Below are 17433 nucleotides of genomic sequence, written 5' to 3' on the forward strand. Positions count from 1 at the left end.
CGGGCCGAACCCGGGTCGCACTGTTCAGACGGTCGGCCGGGCCGAAGGGTAGAAACCGGCCCACACCCGGTGGTCGGACGGGAAGCCGAGCGAGGCCAGGGTGTTGATGAGCATGCCGTACGCGAGGAATGTCGTGGTCTCGCCGACATCGGCACCGAGCGCGAGGTGGATCTCGTCCCACATCTGCAGCCAGCCGGCCCGCGCCGACTCGCCGAACTCGTGGTCCCCGGCCGCCTCGGCCGCGGCGACCGCCGCGTACATCTGCATCTGCATCAGCAGCTTGTCGGGGTCGTCGACGATGAGGCGCTGGTACGCCGCCGCCATGGCCTGGAGCGCCTCCTCGCCGTCCAGACCGTCACCGGCCTCGGCGAAGACCTTCCGGGTGTCCGCCAGGCAGCGGTCGGAGGCGGCGAGGAACATGGCCTGCTTGCTCGGGAAGAGGCGGAAGAGATACGGCTGCGAGACACCGACCCGCTTGGCGATCGCCTCCGTGGAGGTGCCGTCGTACCCGCCGCGGGCGAACTCGGCGATCGCCGCGAGGACGACGCTCTCGCGCCGCTCTTCTGCACTCATCCTGACCATGCGGCTAAGTTAGTACTCAATCACTAACTTGGTCAAGCGGTATGCATGAGCCCGGGAAAGCCGCGCAAGGGGCCGACGCGTAAGGGGCACCCACCATGGGCGGGTGCCCCTTACGCGTCAGATCGGCTCAGCGGCTCAGGCGAGCCGCACAAGGGCGCGGGACATGCCCAGCACCTTCTTGTCGTCACTCATCGCCGTCAGGTCCACCCGCACCTGGTTGTCGTCCAGCAGGGCCGCCACCTTGGCACTGACCTCGACCAGCGCACCCTTGCCGTCGTTCGGCACGACGACCGGCTTGGTGAACCGCACCCCGTACTCCACGACCGCGCCCGGGTCCCCGACCCAGTCCGTGACCACCCGGATCGCCTCGGCCATGGTGAACATGCCGTGCGCGATCACATCCGGCAGCCCGACCTCACGCGCGAACTTCTCGTTCCAGTGGATCGGGTTGAAGTCACCGGAGGCACCCGCGTACTGCACCAGCATCGCGCGGGTCACCGGGAACGACTTCGCGGGCAGCTCCGTACCGACCTCGACCGACTTGTACGCAACCTTCGCCGTCATCACGCCTCCTCGGCGGCGCGCGCCACCAGCTTCGTCCACGCGGTCACGACATGCTCGCCGGCCTCGTCGTGGACCTCGCCACGGATGTCGAGGATGTCGTTGCCCGCGAGGGACTTGATGCCCTCGATCGTCGAGGTGACCGTCAGCCGGTCCCCCGCCCGCACCGGACGCACATACGTGAACTTCTGGTCACCGTGCACGACACGGCTGTAGTCCAGGCCCAGCTGCGGGTCCTGCACCACCTGGCCCGCGGCCTTGAAAGTGATCGAGAAGACGAAGGTGGGCGGCGCGATCACATCGGAATGCCCGAGCGCGCGAGCAGCCGCAGGATCCACATACGCCGGATTGGAGTCGCCCACCGCCTCGGCGAACTCACGGATCTTCTCCCGGCCGACCTCGTACGGCGCGGTGGGCGGATAGGTCCGCCCCACGAAGGACTGGTCGAGCGCCATGGGCTCGCTACCTCCTGATGGAAAGACGAATGGGCTGAAGAGCAGCCCTGCACAGAACAGCCCTATACAACGACACGAGGCCGCCCCCAGTGGGGACGGCCTCGTGTACGAGCCTGATTCAGCGGGTTTCGCGGTGCGCAGTGTGCGAGTTGCAGCGCGGGCAGTGCTTCTTCATCTCAAGACGGTCCGGGTTGTTACGCCGGTTCTTCTTGGTGATGTAGTTCCGCTCCTTGCACTCCACGCAGGCCAGCGTGATCTTCGGGCGGACGTCGGTGGCAGCCACGTGAGTGCTCCTTGGACGGACGGATGGACGGATGAACGCAAAAAAGAGTAGCCGATCGAAGGACCGACCCCACAATCGGCTACCGTAAGTAGCGGTGACCGGACTTGAACCGGTGACACAGCGATTATGAGCCGCTTGCTCTACCGACTGAGCTACACCGCTTTGATGCCGGGTCCCCCCGCCGTGAGGCGGGGTTCCCCGATCACCAGAGCCCCAATACGGAATCGAACCGTAGACCTTCTCCTTACCATGGAGACGCTCTACCGACTGAGCTATTGGGGCGAGCGATGAAGACATTACACGGTCCCTCGCCGATCGCCCAAATCCGTTTCGGAGCCCCCCACCAACACGTAGATCGCCACCGCCCCGATCCCCCTGATCGGCCACTCGTCCCCGACCGGTCGAAGCCCGGACCTGCCACCTGATCAGCGACTTGATCCACCCCCGGCCACCGCCGGTCCGCCCACCGCACCGACCGTCCCGGCCCCCACACCCGCCCCGTACCCCGCATCGGGCCACACCGGTACGACTATTTCGCCCCTGCTCGAACCGGGACGAACACGCCCCTAGGCTCGACTCACTCTGCGTGATCTTGCGACCCATTCAGGAGCACGATGCCCGACAGCCAGCCACGGCAGCCGGACGACCCCGGCACCGACTCCACCAGCACCACCGAAACCACCTCGCTGGTGCTGTGCGGCGCCCGTCTCGTCGACGGCCGCATCGTGGACGTACGGCTCGGCGGCGGCCGCATCGAAGCTGTCGGCACCACAGGCAGCCTGACCGCACCCGGCGCCCGCGTGGACCTCCGCGGCTACCTGCTGCTCCCCGCCCCCGCCGAACCCCACGCCCACAGCGACACCGCCCTCACAGCCGACAGTGCGGGCCCCCACAGCCCCGGACCTGCCTCGCACCACCCCGAGGACATCCAGCGCCGCGCCACCGAAGCCGCCCTCCTGCAACTGGGCCACGGCGCCACCGCACTGCGCGCACACGTACGGATCGGCGACGCAACCGGGCTCGCCCCGCTCGAAGCAATACTGCAGGCGCGCCACTCACTGCGCGGACTCACCGACCTCACCCCGGTCGCCGTACCCCGCCTGCTCACCGGAACCGCGGGGGCCGACAGCCTCGCGATGCTCCGGGACGCGGTGAAGATGGGCGCCGGCGTCGTCGGCGGCTGCCCCGACCTCGACCCCGACCCGGCCGGATACGCCGAAGCCGTCCTGGAGATCGCCGCCGAACACGGTTGCCCCGTCGACCTCCATACGGACGGTGACGATCCCGCCCGCCTCACCCGCCTCGCCGCCATGGCAGCGGGACTGCGGTCCGGAGTCTCGATCGGCCCGTGCGCCGGCCTCTCCCACCTCCCCCCGCAGACCACGATCCGCGCCGCTGATCAGCTCGCCGCCGCCGGAGTGACCGTCATCTGCCTCCCCCAGGGCGGCTGCTGCGGGGCGGAGCGCCGAGGCACGGCGCCGGTCCGGCTCCTGCGCGAGGCCGGAGTGCACGTCGCGGCCGGCAGCGGGGCGCTGCGCGACGTCGCCAACCCGGTCGGCCGAGGCGACCCGCTCGAGGCCGCCTACCTGCTCGCCTCGCAGAGCGGACTACGGGCGGAGGACGCCTACGACACGGTGTCCTCCGCCGCCAGAAGGGCCATGGGGCTGCCCGAGGTCCGCGTCGAGGCGGGCTTTCCCGCCGAACTCCTCGCCGTACGCGGCGAACAACTCCCGGGCGTGCTCTCCCTCGCGTACAGCCGGATCGTCGTGCATCGCGGGCGAGTCGTGGCACGCACGAGCGCGGTACGCGAGTACTGCGACTCGGAGGCCGTCGTGGCCCTCGACCTGCCACGTCAGGGACGACCGGATTCCGGTCCGAGCGGCGGGCCTTGAGCGAGGCGGCGCGCTGCGGCGTACGGTCGTGACCATGCGCATTGTCATCGCAGGTGGACATGGTCAGATCGCGCTGCGGCTGGAGCGGCTGCTCGCTGCGCGCGGAGATGAAGCGGCAGGCATCATCCGCAATCCGGAACAGAGCGAGGACCTCCGGTCGGCCGGCGCCGAACCGGTCGTCCTGGACCTCGAATCGGCCACCGTGGACCAGACGGCGGAGGTCCTGCGCGGCGCCGACGCAGCGGTCTTCGCAGCCGGCGCGGGGCCCAACAGCGGGACCGAACGCAAGGACACGGTGGACCGCGGCGCGGCAGTGCTCTTCGCGGACGCCGCGGAACGGGCCGGCGTCCGGCGCTACGTCGTGGTGTCGGCCATGGGTGCCGATCCGGACCACCCGGGCGACGAGGTCTTCGACGCGTACCTGAGGGCCAAGGGCGCCGCCGACGCGTACGTGCGGTCCAGGACGGCACTCGACTGGACGATCCTGCGCCCCGGAATGCTGACGAACGACGCAGGCACCGGCCAGGTCCAGCTGTCCGTCTCGACGGGACGCGCACCGGTGCCGCGCGACGACGTGGCGGCAGCGCTGCTGGAACTGCTGGACACCCCGGCGACGACCGGCCTGACGCTGGAGCTGATCTCGGGGAACGTGCCGGTGACGGTGGCGGTGAAGGACGTCGCGGGGAACTGAGGGACCGGCTGCGCGGCTCCGGGTCTCCGGAACCCCGTTCGACGGTGATCACACGCGACCACCGTCGAACGCAGCCCTCATACCCCTCGCCAACTCTCGATCGCACGGGCGTTCTTGTGTCGAACGAGTGACCATCCACTACGCGCTCGTTGTCGCACTCGGCGGGCGGTCCGGCCATCCGGCGCCAAGTTGCTCCGGCCGCTCGCCCGGCACCAGTTCTTCGACAGCGACCGGGCCCTGATCGACCAGAATCAACCGTTTGATCCGGTCACAAAGGGCCGGCAGGACCTCTCGCGGGATTCCGCGAACCCAGCGCGCGCACGCCACAGCGCACGGGCCGGCAGGGAGTCCGGCCGGGTTCCTACGTCAAGGGCACAGGCTGCGGGGACGCTGCACCGAACGGGCTTGAAAGCCGTTCCCGTCGTGCACAGCCTGCTCGCGCGACCTCAAGACAGGGGCCTCTTGCCAGACGCTGGCCGAGTCACGCCGCATGGAGGCGGCGTGCTGGTGTCGGAGGTCTTCCCTGTTCTCGCAGTAGGCCTTGGAGCCTGGCAGTTCGGGCACAGGGCAGTCATGTTCCATGGCACGTCGGGCCAGCCCTAGGCCAGGTCTTTGACGTGGTCGGCCCAGCAGGATCGGCAGGCCGGCGCCGGCTCCCAGGGCGAGCCCCTCGACCCCAGTTTCCAAGCGGAACTGGGGTCTTCTCGCACCCAATGGGGCTTCGAGACCTAGCAACGGTAGGGCCAGGCCCAACAGGGGCAATCCTGCGCCTTGCACACTCTGACTAGCCCTGCTGCTGTTGCTGTCCGCCACCACCCTGCTGCTGTTGCTGCCCGAAGAAGCCCGGCAGGCCGCCCTGCTGCTGCCCGAAGAAGAAGCACGGCAGGCCGCCCTGCTGCTGCTGTTGCTGCCGACCGCCCTGCTGCTGTTGCTGCGAACCGAAGCACGGCAGGCCGCCCTGCTGTTGCTGCCGACCGCCCTGCTGCTGTTGCTGCTGACCCGGGAAACGCGGTTGGTCGATGGTCATGGGCGCTGCCTTCGCGGGGGCCGATGCCGCCACAGCGGCTGGCGGTGAGGCGCTGGCCGTTTCCGCGACGAATCCTGCTGGGAACGCCAGAGAAGCGATGAGCAGTGGGCTGAGCCGGACGAGGTACCGCTTGCCACGCATGACTTTCTCCCTTCGACCACCGGAGCGAAAGACAGGCGCTCGTTCACAAACGGTGTCCCCTCTCAGCACCTCGTAGGGCCGAACGCCGCTCCCAACAGGAGCTTCACACTCGGCAGAGCGCGCATCAAGAAACCGGCCATCCTAGGAGCAGAGGTCTCCGGCAATAGCCATCCGCAATGGTCGCCGTGAGGAAGACGGGTTACCGGCAGTCTTCGTGACGATCATCGGGAGCGAACCGACGAAAAACGGTCTCGCGATGGCGCACGGGCCGCCCTGTCTGGTCCTGAGCGGGCGCTGCCGCATGTGGCTTATCCGAGCAGGCGCGGGTTGCCGACCGGGACGAGGCTTGGCCCATGTCCGGATACCTGCCGATCGTGATCTATCCGCCCGATGAGTCCGGCGGCCGCCGGGTGCGTGTCGACGGGGAAATCCTCGGCATGGCGCACAGCCTGCGTGATGTGACGGAGTTCCTGCGTCGGGCCGGAATGGAGGACATCAGCGAGGAAGACGTGATTCTGTCCGGGATGATCGACTGGCGTGGAGGAGGACCGAACCTGTGGCCTGCCCCGTGGTGAGCGAGCCCCGGACGCACGAAACCGCCCCCAGCAACCCAAGCCGCGGGACGACCATCACATTTACCTTCTTCGTAGCTCCGTAAACAGGCGGCGAAGCCTAGGAAGCCTGGGCCTGCGCAGCACGATGCAGCGGCGGCCGGCCCGCGGCATCAGCCGCCTCCGGACCGGCACCCCCAGGTAGCCGCACCCTCAGGCCATCCGCGTCCCCGTCAGCAACTCAGGCCACCCGCATCCCCGTCAGCAGCCGCACGGGGGATCCCGGGGTCGACCACCTCCACAGCACCCGGTGCTGCAGTTCGTCGCTTGTCGTCGTCCGTCTCTGCTGGTGTCCCCGTCCGACCGTTGAACATCCGCCAGTCGGTCTCAGCCGGCGATGGCACGGCCGCAGCGTTTTACCACCCGTCCCGGCCGTCCCTCCCCTTCCTTCCCTCATGGCCATGTCTGCCGATGTGGCCGTTTTCGCCGTTTCGCCCGCGCTCGCCGTCCCTGCCTGGCGGGCCGGAGGGGCCGCGCGGACCAGGGGGGCCGGACGGACCGGAGGCACTGGGCTCGACGGGGTGCGCCTGGAGGTCGATGTGCTGTGTCTGCAGATCATCGAGCTGCATTTGGTGGGCGATCAGTGCAACCGCCTGCGCGACGAGCACGGAGATCAGCACGGCGCCGAGGACAAGGTGGAGCCACGGTCTGGGCGGCGTTTCGTTCACGTTGCTCACGTCATCCCTCACAGTGTGTGCTGACGAAGAGGTGTAAATGGCAAGGAACCGGAGGAGGCGGACTCCTCGTCGGGCGTCTGCCCCGCGACGACCTCGCAGGCCCCGGAAGTGCCCAACACCGCACGGAGCCACCGAGGCAGCCATTGAGGCGAAAGGACGACCTCACCGTTGGCGGGCACAAGACAACGGCAACCCGAGTCGAGCGCAGGGCAGCGAGCCGACTCAGGGCCGGCACAGGATCGGCTACCTCCACAGCACCCGGTGCTGCAGTTCGTCGCATGTCGCCGTCCGTGACCGCGCATGCCCCCGTCTGGTCACGGAAGGGCTGAACGTCTTCTAGTGCGTGCCGGAGGAGCTGCCCCGGAGAGCTCAGTCGTCAGCCTCCCCATGGCGACTCGGGGACTCAGTCGGTTCCGGCTCGGCTGCAGCGTCTTGTCCGTCCTTCCCGTCCTTGCCCGGCGGGCCGTCCCGCCCGTCCCGCCCGTCCCGCCCGTCCTGCCCGTCCTGCCCGTCTTTCCCATCCTTGCCCGGCGGGCCGGGAGGGCCTTGCGGACCAGGAGGGCCGGACGGACCGGAGGCACTGGGCTCGACAAGGTGTCCCTGGAAGTCGATGTGCTGCGTCCGCAGATCGTCGATCTGCTCTTGCTGGGCGACGATCGCAGCCGACTCCGCGATGAGCGCGACGATCAGCGCTGCCCCGAGCACAAGGGGGCGCCACGGTTTACGCAGCATTTCAATTACCCTGCTCACGTGATGCCTCACTCTGTGTGACGGCGAAAGTGTAAACGACGCATAGCCGGACAAGGCGGACCTCATCATCGAGTGTCCGCCCCGCGGCGAGCTCACAGGCCCACACGCACCGGTCAAAGCCGGGACAGTGGGAATCAAGGTGAGACAAGGCGAACGCGGAAAGGGCGCCCCTCGCCGAGAGACACCCCTTGCGACCAGCGCATGCGCTGAACTGCTGTGGTGGGTGGGGATTTGACCCCATGAACGAGACTGCGGGCCCACTCAGGCGGCAGACGACCAGCGTCCTGCCGACATCCGATCCGTAGGCGGGTTCACCCCGGACGTGCGCCCTGCCGACAAGCCTCTCGTGAATCCGAGCCCGCAGCGGGCAGTCGCCGAAGCCGGTGGGGGACCGCGTCTCCAGGGCTGTGCGGCGGTGCTCAGCCTGTGCGGCCCAGGGCACTCCCGGGCGGAGCGCGGTCGGCGTCGGCGCCAGCCGGCCCGGAAAGGATGTGCAGAAGCGGCGCGCGGGCCTGGTGAGGGAGTTCGACGTCGGTGCGTGGAGACCGCACACGGATCCGGAGAGATTGCGCCGATCAAGCCTCACAACCCCTCTGGCCTGGGGTAGGCCGCCACTCAGCGGCGGCGCTGGCATCGAGCAGCGCGCCCGCTGTCGCTTGTGTTGTGCGCCCGGCGGACGAAGCGGAAATGTCCTTGCTGCGCAGTATCAAGGCTCAGTAACGTGCGGCAGGTGGCTTGATCTCCCATGCCGTCGGCCTGACCGGCGGTCGAAGCATTCGCTCCGCCGCCGTCGGCATCCGACCGCGGCTCGTCTGCCTTACCCGGGAGATCCTTCATGCCCCAGAGCAACATGTCTGATACTCGCACTGCCCAGGCTGTGCTGAGGGAGGCCAACCACGCGCATGGCACCCAGTTCCGGTTGAATCACCGATTCGATGACGGAGTCCAGTCAGGCGCCTGGCTCCTGACCGACGACACCGGCCGACGAGCGGTGCTGAAATGGAGTCCTGATCGCGCCTGGGCTCGTCAGATCGAGCGTGCCGTTGAGGGAGTCGCAAAGATCCGCTCTGCCGGGTATCCGACGCCCGCCTGGCTGGCCGTCGGCACGAGCGCAGAAGGCTTTGGATACCAGATCCAGGAATTTTCAACCGGACGCAGCCCGAGACAAGTGGCGGCAAAAGAGGCCCGGTTGCTGATTGACCTCCTGGAGACGCACACGGGCCTCGATCCCGACCCTGACAGGTGCTGGTCGCAGTACGTGACAGACCGCCTGACCGACCGACGTGAGGACCTGTGGCGGCAGGCGGCCGAGATCGGCCCAACCGGGCGTGACCTCGTCAACGCCTGCGAACGGCTTCTCGCTGCCCACGGGACTGTCACTTTGCCCACCGGCGACTTGGTCCACGGCGATTTCCGACCTGGCAACATCCTTTTCCATGCAGATCGAGTCAGCGCCGTCGTTGACATAGAAGCACTAGGCAGTGGCACCAGGGTCTTCGATTACGCAACGCTTCTGAGCGCCCACGACATCACCCCTGCGGCGCTGCAGATGCTCTGCGCCGCAGGCGCGCGGGTCGCCGGCCCCGGCGCTCTGGCCTACTGCTTCGTCCACGTCGTCCTCGACCTTGCCGTCTTCGTCCATCGCCGAAACCTTCGCCCAGGCATTCAGAACGTGAGCACGCTCCATGAGCGCGTACTGATCCTGCTGAACCACACCGCCGGGGCCCAGAGATCCTCAACGTCGCGTGCCTCCACGCGACGCTGAGATGCACGTCAGGCACAACCCGAACACTGACACGGTCGCCAAAAAGCCCGACCTACGTAGAGAACCGGGAGAAGCTGCGGCGCCTCCTCACAGCGACCGCCAAGCGGGTCGTGGCGGGCGGCCCGGACGAGGGCTTCTCCCGGCTCCGCGTGGAAGATGCGGACGCGGCGGACCCGTACCACGGTGGTCGCAGGGCGTGCTGAGTGCCGCGCGTGAGCGACTCCACGAGACGGCGCGTCAGCCCTGAATCCGCTGACAGCCGAGCAGGCAGGTCGAGGCCAACCGTGGCCCATCAGATCGGGAAGCCAGTGCGCCTGAGCCTTGAAAGTCGTAACTCAGTCATCTGGGAGATGCTTTGAGCGCCGAACAGCGAGGCTATGGGGTGCATCGCGCTGCGATCGCCCACATATTGGCCGCAGTTGGTGATGCGGCGATTGTGCTCTCCTACGAGGAGGATCGCTCCTTCGCTGCTGCCAGCCTGAGCCGCTTCAGTGCTGTGGGGTCGACGCGGCTGGACTGGCAGGCTGCTGAGGTCGTGGAGCGTTCCACCGGTTTTGATGGTGCGGAGCTCCGGCGGCTGCTGCACGACCACGGGGACAAGGGTGAGCTGGTGGTCGTTTTCTGGGGAAGTCTCGCCGTGCCATCGGTGATACTGGAGGCCGCTTTGGCAGCACTCCATGCTGAGACGTTGTTGGACTGCTCCCCTGAATGCTGGATCTACCTCACCGACAGCAGGGTGTTGATCGAGTTCCAGGACGGTGAGGGATTCACGGTCGGTCGGGTGCCGTCCTGATTCATCGTGGACCGTTCAGAGCGTAGACCCCATTCGCAAAGGGTCAGTTCTACTGGTTACCGGTTCGACGATGGACACGGTGATCTCTCGCCGAGGGGATTTGCAGTCCGCGCCCAGCGTGCCCGCGGACCAGCACTTCCTCAGTCGATTGATGCGGCGCCCCACGCCGACCCCACAGGGCCCCACCAAGAGGTGCAGGGCGCTACCTCAGGACCGGCCGACCTAGGGTGCTCTGCGGATCATCAGCCGTCGTACGGGAGACATATGTTGCAGCGAGCAGAGTCCCTGAGGTTCGCGGTTTCGTTTCTGGAGCGCAGCCAGCGCGATGACGAACCACCCCTTGCCATCGATGCAGAACCGGTGCGGGAGTACAACGGGCTCCTGATCGCCCCCTACAACTCCGGTCCAGTACCTCGCCTCACGTGATCAGAGGAAACGGTTGCTGGATTGCTGGCCCATCCTGGTTGACCTTGACAACGGAAACGTACGGTTCGGCACGCTCGAGGAGCGGCATCTCTGGAGGAGCCCGTCCATCTGAGCACCGCTCTCAGGGCTGTTTGCTCAGGATGCGGTACTCGGCGTTGTCCAGGTTCATCCAGACCCACAGCTTTGGGCCGCTGGGCTGCCATTCGGCCAAGGCCGCTCATATTTCACTTGGCGGCTGACTCGGTTCCGAAAACCCCACCGAAGCGATGAGTCACCCACCTCTTGGATCTCACCATATTTCCCTACGGGGGTTATATTTCACTGGCGATGCGAGAGGAATTTCCTGCCGTTCTGTCGGAAGAAACCACTCGGAGGGTTGACTGCACAGTCGCGGGAGCGAAGGTGCGCGTAAAGGGATTCACTGTTCGGTTTCATGGTATAGTCCTAATGAATTTACAGGCGCCACAAAAAAAGGGGAATGGCGTGAATACCGAGAAGGTTACGGCTCGACGTCTTACGGCCGACGAGGTTTCCGAATTGGGCCTCCAGGACGGCATCTTCGTCTCGGCGGAGATGAATGGCCTTCCTCTCGACTCCTACGCCCCGGCTTTCCTTACGAAGCCGGGTAAGAATTTCGAGGGAGGGTCCTTCACCGCGAGGACGATCTTCGGTGAGGAAATTCATATTCTCCCGGACAACGTCGAAGAGCGCGGGATCTGGATTGCCGACAAGGCAGGGGAACAAATCGAGGTTCTCCAGAGTGCCGGCGTCCTCCTGAACCTCGCCCTCTTCGTGCCCGACGGGAACAAGGAATCCCTGGAGTCGCTCTACTCCGCCGCACGGGAAGCATTCGGCGCGGGGATTGTTCAGCGCTGGAGCGAGGAAACCGTCGCGGTGCCGGACGTTAAGGTCGACCTGTACGAGGAGCCGGCCCGGGGGCGGAAGAACACGAACAGCCAAAACCGCGACCGCCGCGCCCTGGACATCTACCCGACCCGAGTGCGGTTCCTGGAGCCCAGCGATGGCTGGAGGTTCATTGTCGAACCGCACAAGGAGATCGTTGATGACACACCGACGATCTGACCTGATGGCAGGTTAGCCTCGATCTCTCGCAGGAGCCCGTCAGCTTGCTGACGGGCTCCTCTTCGCTTGTCGGGGCGTGTGGGCAGGCCGCTGGCCCGATTTTCGCGTTGGGTGGGCTTCGCCGGGGGGTCATGTTTTCGGTGAGATGGTTCAGGCCCGTCGGGACAGACTGCCTCAACCCACGAGAAACCCCGCTCCCATCCCGTCCACCTTCGACCGGCACGCCGTGGAGCCAACGCTCACCACCATCCGGCCGGCACTCGCGGACGGCACCCCATAGCGCGCCGCCGGGCGCGGCCAGCCGGGGCGAAGACAGAGGCAGGCCGCGCCGCTGAGACGGCGCGCACCCGCGCAGTGCGTGGATCTTGGTGAAGTAGGGCGGCTGCCTGACCGATGCCCACGTCGCGCGGCTGTTCGCCGTCGCTCGAGCCAAGGACGAGTCCCCCGGCACTGCACTGACGCGTGGGCCAACGCCCGTACCAGGTCGGGACTGTAGCCATGTCCGACGACGACAAGACTCCGGCTCGCGAGGTCATCGCGGACTACACGCAGGCGCACTTCAGGTACTTCCGCACCGCTGAAGGGACCGTGTACGCGCAGAAGAACGGCCACCCCGTCGCCCGCCCGATCCGCTCCCAGGGAACGACGGGCAGCCACCGCCAAGAACTCATGGTCGGCCTGTTCAAGGTCGGACGCGGCGTGTTCAACGGGACCGCGCTCAACGAGGCGTCGGACTTGATCGAAGCACTCGCGCTGTCCGAGGACGTGCAGCCGGTCCACATCCGCGTCGTCCCCGGGTCCGACGGGCGACGTGGCTGGACCTGGGCCACGATGACGGGCAGTCCGTCCGCATCCACCCCACCGGCAGAGACCTCCCCCCGACCCACGCGAGGTCTGCTGGCGGCGGGCCCAGCTCACCGGGGAACTGCCCCTGCCGGGCAGGGATGTGAGGGGTCCGTCTATCCCCCCGGGGGACAGGCGGGGGACACGGCCTGAACAGAGACGGGATACCGGCGGCATGAGGTGAGACAAGCCACCTATTTCGGGCCCCTCCCCCAGGCGTGTCCTGAGCATGCAGAAACCCCCGCTGATCTGCTGTGTCAGCAGGTCAGCGGGGGTCTCCCGTTCTGTGGCGGCGCCAGGGTTCGCACCTGGGTAGGCTGAGCCGGCAGATTTACAGTCTGCGCCCAACGCGCCCGCGGACCAGGCACTTCCTCAGTCGCTGGACATCGCGCCCCACACCGACCCCACAGGCGGCTTACTTGTCAGCCTTGTCCAGGCGCCACCCGACCATTCCCGTGGCCCCCGGCATTCCGTCGCCATCGATCTTGATCGGGGCCGCTGACGCCGTGAGGTCCTGCCGGAAAGTGACACCGTCGCAAACAAGGGTCTGACGAACGGGGTTCTTCACAGCTATGGAAAGGATGATTTTACCCTTTCCTGCGCAGACTACCGACAACTTGTACGAATGCCCGCGCGTTAGTTCCGGTACCGAGTGGAAGCCGTCGCCGACACGTTCAAGGCCGGCCTCGACGAACGTCGGATCGCTGTCGCTGACCTCGGCTGTGTCGAGGGTCCTCTCGACTTGTTTACCCAGCTTGTCGTCGGTGAGGTCGGACGGGCTTGAGGGGCTTTCCCGCGGCTGGCCCGGGCTGCTCGCCGGCGCGTTTGGCCCACCGGGCTCGCTCGTGCATCCCGTGACCAAGGCAACGCACAATGCGGAGGCGCAGAGGACGAGGTTACGCCCCAGAGGGCGCGGTTGTTTCGTCATGAGCTCGTCGTCCAGTATCGCCACCCGACTTCTCTGGTGGGAAGCTTCGCGGTACCTGCCCCAATTTTCACCTTCCCGCAGCGGTTTGCACTGGTTTTGTACTTCGTCCAGTTCACCTTGTGGCCCCAAGAGCCATATTGCAGGTGACCGTACTTCTTTGCAGGTATCTCGTGGGTGTAAGTGTGCCCCACGGTGACTCCCACTTCGGCCACCACCTTGACGCTGTACTCCGCCTTGACCTCAGCGAGAATGACACTGGCAGTGACTCCGGCGGTGCCACTCACCTCGACCCCGATCTTGCCCGCCTTCTCCACACTCACCCTCATCGATCCACCCGGACCGTCTTTATAGCTGGTGCCGTTCCACCATGAAGGAACGTGGTAGTGGTCCTTTTTATTACTCACTTGCACCCACTGCTTGGCCGGATTGTCGCAACGCATGGTCCCGACATCACCGTCGGCGCTCACCTCAGGGAGAGCGGAAAGGGTGTTGTCGACGGCGACCTCGGCGGCAGACTTGGACGGGCCTTCCACCATGCTGTCAGCCGATTCCTGCGAGGCGATCTGGTCAGAGGTGACATCTTCAGGCGCGACGTCAGACGACTCCTCGGCTGCCCCGGCCGTGGTGGCCAGCACCAGAGTCAAAGCCAGAGTCGTGACTGGAGTTAAAAAGTACCGCAATGCTGTCTTTCGCACGTGATTCCCCCTACGGATGGCGCCCAGACGACTGGGCGGGTCTGTAAATAACCTACGTAACTGCCGCACCTTGATTGGGAACTTATTGGATTTCCTGAGGAAGACTTGAGGAACGGAATCCAGGTTGCCGCTTCTGAGGACTGTCCCGTAACGGGGGTGCAGCACGTCGTCGCAGGCGGCTGTCGATTGGCTGCGGAATAAGTCCAGACCATCGCCCATGCCGTCAGCTCGGCAAAGTCAAGGCCGCATCGGGGGTAGAGCCGGTGCATTAGAGCGGGACCGTCGTGGTGCTCCTTCGCCCAGGTGTCGATCCAGGCGAACGCCCGGCTTTCGCCCAGCGGGAGCCAGCGGTCCCGCGCGCGGGTCGCGCAGTCGGATGCGGTGGTGGTGCCGGGCGACTTCCCGTGCGGGCACCAGGTCCGCTGGCTAGTCTGAGCCAACGGGCAATAACCGGCTGGAGGGGGCGGGTTCGTGGATCCGGAGATGACCATGCTGGCGGGTACAGCGGGGACAACCTTGGTCACCTTGTTGACGACCGAAGCCTGGCAACGCGCGAGGGATGGTATTGCTTCGTTGTGGCGCCGTGCCGAGCCGGAGCGGGCCGAGGCGATTTCCGCCGAGCTCGACGTCACTCGAAGAGATCTACTGGCCGCGCAGGCCGGCGGCGACGGCGAATCCCGCAACGAACTGGGGGCTGAATGGCAGGGCCGCATGCGGCGGCTGCTCGCAGCACATCCCGAGGAGACAGAGGCACTGCGGACGCTGCTTGCCGAACTGGCTCCGCACGCGCCCGCAGACACATCGGTGACGCAGCACGCCACCGCTTCGGGGCATGCCCGGGTCTACCAAGCCGGCCGTGACCAGAACTTTGGCCACCGATGAGCGCCCACAACGATGCCCGGGCCGACGGCCAGGGCCGCATCTACCAAGCCTCCGGCGACCAGCACTTCATCGAGCAGCACCACCACACCCCTGATTGGTCGGGGCCGGACTCTGTGCGGCGCCCGGCGATCGGCCGCACCCCCGTGGTACTTCGCGACCGCGTCGGAGAGATGGACCGTCTGCGCGCCGCCGTCGCGCCCGGCGTCGGCAACCGCGTGTATGTCCTCCACGGCTTAGGCGGTTGTGGCAAAACCGCCGTTGCCTATGAGCTCTTCGACCACGCCACCAATCAGGCAGGCCGACTCGGACTGTGGGTCAACGCGTCCGACCCCGCCTCCCTGCGCGCAGGCATGCTCGCCGTCGCGGCCGACCGCGGAGCCACCGACGGTGAACTGGTGGGAGCACGCAGCGGACTGCGCCCCGCCGCCGATCTCGTCTGGCACCATCTCGACCGCTCCGACCAACCCTGGTTACTGGTCCTCGACAATGCTGATAACCCCGCCATCCTTCGCGACGGCGGCTGGCTGCGAACCAGCCCCATCGGGACCGTCCTGGTCACGACCCGGCAAGCGGCGGCTCACTGGTGGCCGGGGGCGAAACTACTTCAACTCGGTGTACTCCCACGTAACGATGCAGCACTCGTCCTGCGCGACCTCGCACCCCATACCGGGTCGATCGAAGATGCTGCGGACGTCGCCGACCGCCTCGGACGACTGCCTCTAGCCCTTACCCTCGCCGGCGGATTCCTCGCCCACCAGGTGATTGACCCATGGAGCCTGGCCGACTACGGCCGCCGACTCGACGGCAGCGCAGGCTTCGATCCCATCGAGCTCATCGAACAAGGCGCCACAGCTGTCGGCGGCGATTCCCGACACCTGCCCAGCCGCACTTGGCAACTGTCCCTCGACGCCCTCGCTGCACAAGGCTCACCCGAAGCGGGTCACCTTCTACGCCTATTCGCTTGCTGGTCCAGTGACCCATTGCCACTGTCAGTTCTACGCGGGGCCGAACTCGACCCGGCTCTTCCGGCCTCTCACGTGGAATCAGCCCTCCGCGGACTCCTTGATCACTCCCTCACCGAGCTGGCCCCTGGGGAAATGCGCTGCCTACGCACCCACGGCGTACTCCTCGACAGCGTGGCCCGGGCCACGCCCACTGACCAACACGAGCAGCTCTCCGCCACGGCTGCCCGCCTGTGTCTCGCTGTATTGCCGGAAGTACCTGACCGAGGGACACAGGACCCTCGTCTGAACCTGCTGGCACCTCATGTGATTGCACTGCTGCGGAGAACAGCGAACTGGGCAACCAGTCAATCGACAGTAGAAACTGCGGCAGATTGCGCCCTTCGACTTGTCACCGCTGTTCATAGGGCCGGCGATTACGACTCAGCGCTCAGCTTGGGCAATGATGCCGTGGAACTACTAAAACCTCGGCTGGGCGAAGACAGCGTTTCGCTACTCCGACTGCGTCAACGCGTTGGGCGAACTCTCTTTCGGCTCGGACGGTTCGAGGAGGCAAAGGCCCTCCTCCGGCAAGTGCTGGACGACTGCGAAGCCACGCTAGGCCCAGAGGCGCCGGACACTCTAGCCGCTTGCAATCGACTGGCCGGTCCACTCGTCGTCCTTGGCCAAAGACCCGATGGCGTTTCGTTGATTCGGCGAGCAGCACAGGGGTACACCCAAGCGCTCGGCCCAGTGCACCCTCTCACTCTTATGGCGCGCTCGGCCCTTCTAGAGGTATCCACCCAGCTGACAGACATAGAAGCTGGGGCGGACTTGGTTACAGAATGCCATCGTGAGGTGGGAGAAGACCACACCATTACGCTCGGCGCAGAACTCAACTATGCTTTTACACTTCATCGCGCCGGGAGACCAGAAGAGGCGCTACCGTATATTCAATCCGCCTTTACGAAATTTGTGCGGCGTTTTGGTGCCGATTTCCCCATCACGTTGAATGCTCGGCAAACACTAGGCGCGATTCTGCATGCACTCAGCCAAAATACTGAAGCAATCGAGCATCTGAAAGAAGTTACAGAAGGACGGACCAGAGTACTTGGACCGAATCACCCTTGGACGCTTAGCGCCAATGAGCTCCTCAAGCAATATGGAGGCTCGCAGCAAGTATCTTGAAAAACAAGCCGATATCCTCAGTCGCCCAGACCGCGCGACGGAGCACTGTAAGCAGATCGGCCGATGGCCCCCGTTAGCGGGCTCCGCATCGGATCTGCGATTTTCCGCTCCCCCAGCCAGTTGCCCCACAGGCGCACGGCTTGCGGTGCAGCCGTGCGTGACGATCCGGTCCCAGCGGCAGCAGCTTTACAGTCCGCGCTCTGCGCACAGGGCGGCCTG

Annotated in this window: 17 protein-coding genes, 2 tRNA genes and 2 pseudogenes; 12 read left to right on the top strand and 9 right to left on the bottom strand. The window is 66.2% G+C overall.

What is annotated here, in order from left to right; genetic code table 11:
• Nucleotides 1-24 precede the first annotated feature (24 nt).
• The 6 genes from OG963_RS20220 to OG963_RS20245 all read right to left on the bottom strand — a co-directional run bounded on the left by OG963_RS20220 (nt 25) and on the right by OG963_RS20245 (nt 2163).
• Nucleotides 25-573 (bottom strand): TetR/AcrR family transcriptional regulator, encoded by a 549-nt coding sequence (locus OG963_RS20220; protein WP_093773439.1) that lies wholly within the window; start codon nt 571-573, stop codon nt 25-27.
• A 144-nt stretch (nt 574-717) separates the two neighbouring features.
• Nucleotides 718-1146, bottom strand: coding sequence for a MaoC family dehydratase (locus tag OG963_RS20225; protein ID WP_371799296.1), 429 nt, complete (start codon nt 1144-1146; stop codon nt 718-720).
• Complete coding sequence (locus OG963_RS20230; RefSeq protein WP_093773301.1) at nt 1146-1598, bottom strand: MaoC family dehydratase N-terminal domain-containing protein; 453 nt, start codon at nt 1596-1598, stop codon at nt 1146-1148. The genes OG963_RS20225 and OG963_RS20230 overlap by 1 nt, the downstream gene beginning before the upstream one ends.
• Before the next feature lie 118 nt (nt 1599-1716).
• The gene (gene rpmG, locus OG963_RS20235) at nt 1717-1881 is read right to left on the bottom strand and encodes a 50S ribosomal protein L33 (protein WP_003956487.1); all 165 of its coding nucleotides are present in this window, start codon (nt 1879-1881) and stop codon (nt 1717-1719) included.
• 89 nt (nt 1882-1970) lie between these two features.
• Nucleotides 1971-2043: transfer RNA gene (locus OG963_RS20240), tRNA-Met, on the bottom strand.
• 47 nt (nt 2044-2090) lie between these two features.
• Nucleotides 2091-2163: transfer RNA gene (locus OG963_RS20245), tRNA-Thr, on the bottom strand.
• A gap of 332 nt (nt 2164-2495) precedes the next feature.
• Here OG963_RS20245 and OG963_RS20250 point away from each other — a divergent pair.
• From OG963_RS20250 to OG963_RS20270, 5 genes are all read left to right on the top strand, one after another.
• Nucleotides 2496-3773, top strand: coding sequence for an amidohydrolase family protein (locus tag OG963_RS20250; protein WP_371799297.1), 1278 nt, complete (start codon nt 2496-2498; stop codon nt 3771-3773).
• A gap of 34 nt (nt 3774-3807) precedes the next feature.
• On the top strand, nt 3808-4464 hold the full coding sequence (locus OG963_RS20255; protein ID WP_030914063.1) for an SDR family oxidoreductase: 657 nt from the start codon (nt 3808-3810) through the stop codon (nt 4462-4464).
• Nucleotides 4465-5263: 799 nt separating this feature from the next.
• On the top strand, nt 5264-5539 hold the full coding sequence (locus OG963_RS20260) for a hypothetical protein (RefSeq protein WP_093773305.1): 276 nt from the start codon (nt 5264-5266) through the stop codon (nt 5537-5539).
• 446 nt (nt 5540-5985) lie between these two features.
• Nucleotides 5986-6207, top strand: coding sequence for a hypothetical protein (locus OG963_RS20265; RefSeq protein ID WP_093773307.1), 222 nt, complete (start codon nt 5986-5988; stop codon nt 6205-6207).
• Nucleotides 6208-6644: 437 nt separating this feature from the next.
• Nucleotides 6645-6944, top strand: a complete 300-nt coding sequence (locus tag OG963_RS20270) for a hypothetical protein (protein WP_143136479.1) — start codon at nt 6645-6647, stop codon at nt 6942-6944.
• A 345-nt stretch (nt 6945-7289) separates the two neighbouring features.
• Here OG963_RS20270 and OG963_RS20275 read toward each other — a convergent pair whose 3' ends face one another.
• Complete coding sequence (locus OG963_RS20275; RefSeq protein WP_143019982.1) at nt 7290-7652, bottom strand: hypothetical protein; 363 nt, start codon at nt 7650-7652, stop codon at nt 7290-7292.
• 853 nt (nt 7653-8505) lie between these two features.
• On the opposite strand from OG963_RS20275, the gene OG963_RS20280 reads away from it, so the two are divergent.
• The 5 genes and pseudogenes from OG963_RS20280 to OG963_RS20300 form a co-directional block, all read left to right on the top strand.
• Nucleotides 8506-9435 (top strand): phosphotransferase family protein, encoded by a 930-nt coding sequence (locus OG963_RS20280; RefSeq protein ID WP_093773309.1) that lies wholly within the window; start codon nt 8506-8508, stop codon nt 9433-9435.
• A gap of 355 nt (nt 9436-9790) precedes the next feature.
• Nucleotides 9791-10228, top strand: a complete 438-nt coding sequence (locus tag OG963_RS20285) for a hypothetical protein (protein ID WP_371799298.1) — start codon at nt 9791-9793, stop codon at nt 10226-10228.
• A gap of 909 nt (nt 10229-11137) precedes the next feature.
• Complete coding sequence (locus OG963_RS20290; RefSeq protein ID WP_371799299.1) at nt 11138-11737, top strand: hypothetical protein; 600 nt, start codon at nt 11138-11140, stop codon at nt 11735-11737.
• A gap of 380 nt (nt 11738-12117) precedes the next feature.
• Nucleotides 12118-12233 (top strand): annotated as a pseudogene (locus OG963_RS20295) (DNA primase); the annotation flags it as partial.
• A gap of 2 nt (nt 12234-12235) precedes the next feature.
• Nucleotides 12236-12701: pseudogene (locus tag OG963_RS20300) on the top strand (ATP-binding protein); the annotation flags it as partial.
• A 294-nt stretch (nt 12702-12995) separates the two neighbouring features.
• On the opposite strand, the gene OG963_RS20305 reads toward OG963_RS20300, so the two are convergent.
• Both OG963_RS20305 and OG963_RS20310 read right to left on the bottom strand, forming a co-directional pair.
• A complete protein-coding gene (locus tag OG963_RS20305; RefSeq protein ID WP_143019984.1) occupies nt 12996-13532 on the bottom strand; it encodes a hypothetical protein in 537 nt (178 codons plus the stop codon).
• Nucleotides 13505-14203 (bottom strand): hypothetical protein, encoded by a 699-nt coding sequence (locus tag OG963_RS20310; protein ID WP_362271702.1) that lies wholly within the window; start codon nt 14201-14203, stop codon nt 13505-13507. Before OG963_RS20310 ends, OG963_RS20305 begins: the two co-directional genes overlap by 28 nt.
• Before the next feature lie 483 nt (nt 14204-14686).
• Between OG963_RS20310 and OG963_RS20315 the strand changes: the two genes are divergently transcribed.
• Together OG963_RS20315 and OG963_RS20320 are read left to right on the top strand one after the other, a co-directional pair.
• Nucleotides 14687-15085 (top strand): hypothetical protein, encoded by a 399-nt coding sequence (locus OG963_RS20315; RefSeq protein ID WP_362271700.1) that lies wholly within the window; start codon nt 14687-14689, stop codon nt 15083-15085.
• Entirely contained in the window at nt 15082-17214 is a 2133-nt protein-coding gene (locus OG963_RS20320; RefSeq protein WP_319737225.1) for a tetratricopeptide repeat protein, read from the top strand. The genes OG963_RS20315 and OG963_RS20320 overlap by 4 nt, the downstream gene beginning before the upstream one ends.
• Nucleotides 17215-17433 lie beyond the last annotated feature (219 nt).

The sequence above is a fragment of the Streptomyces sp. NBC_01707 genome, from assembly GCF_041438805.1.
GTDB lineage: Bacteria > Actinomycetota > Actinomycetes > Streptomycetales > Streptomycetaceae > Streptomyces.

Bases quoted from the DNA above. Each gene is read 5' to 3' on its own strand.
- OG963_RS20265 (WP_093773307.1), top strand. From the start codon at position 5,986: ATGTCCGGATACCTGCCGATCGTGATCTATCCGCCCGATGAGTCCGGC.
- OG963_RS20220 (WP_093773439.1), bottom strand. From the start codon at position 573: ATGAGTGCAGAAGAGCGGCGCGAGAGCGTCGTCCTCGCGGCGATCGCC.
- OG963_RS20230 (WP_093773301.1), bottom strand. From the start codon at position 1,598: ATGGCGCTCGACCAGTCCTTCGTGGGGCGGACCTATCCGCCCACCGCG.
- OG963_RS20225 (WP_371799296.1), bottom strand. From the start codon at position 1,146: ATGACGGCGAAGGTTGCGTACAAGTCGGTCGAGGTCGGTACGGAGCTG.
- OG963_RS20315 (WP_362271700.1), top strand. From the start codon at position 14,687: ATGACCATGCTGGCGGGTACAGCGGGGACAACCTTGGTCACCTTGTTG.
- OG963_RS20275 (WP_143019982.1), bottom strand. From the start codon at position 7,652: ATGCTGCGTAAACCGTGGCGCCCCCTTGTGCTCGGGGCAGCGCTGATC.
- OG963_RS20250 (WP_371799297.1), top strand. From the start codon at position 2,496: ATGCCCGACAGCCAGCCACGGCAGCCGGACGACCCCGGCACCGACTCC.
- OG963_RS20270 (WP_143136479.1), top strand. From the start codon at position 6,645: ATGTCTGCCGATGTGGCCGTTTTCGCCGTTTCGCCCGCGCTCGCCGTC.
- OG963_RS20255 (WP_030914063.1), top strand. From the start codon at position 3,808: ATGCGCATTGTCATCGCAGGTGGACATGGTCAGATCGCGCTGCGGCTG.
- OG963_RS20280 (WP_093773309.1), top strand. From the start codon at position 8,506: ATGCCCCAGAGCAACATGTCTGATACTCGCACTGCCCAGGCTGTGCTG.
- OG963_RS20320 (WP_319737225.1), top strand. From the start codon at position 15,082: ATGAGCGCCCACAACGATGCCCGGGCCGACGGCCAGGGCCGCATCTAC.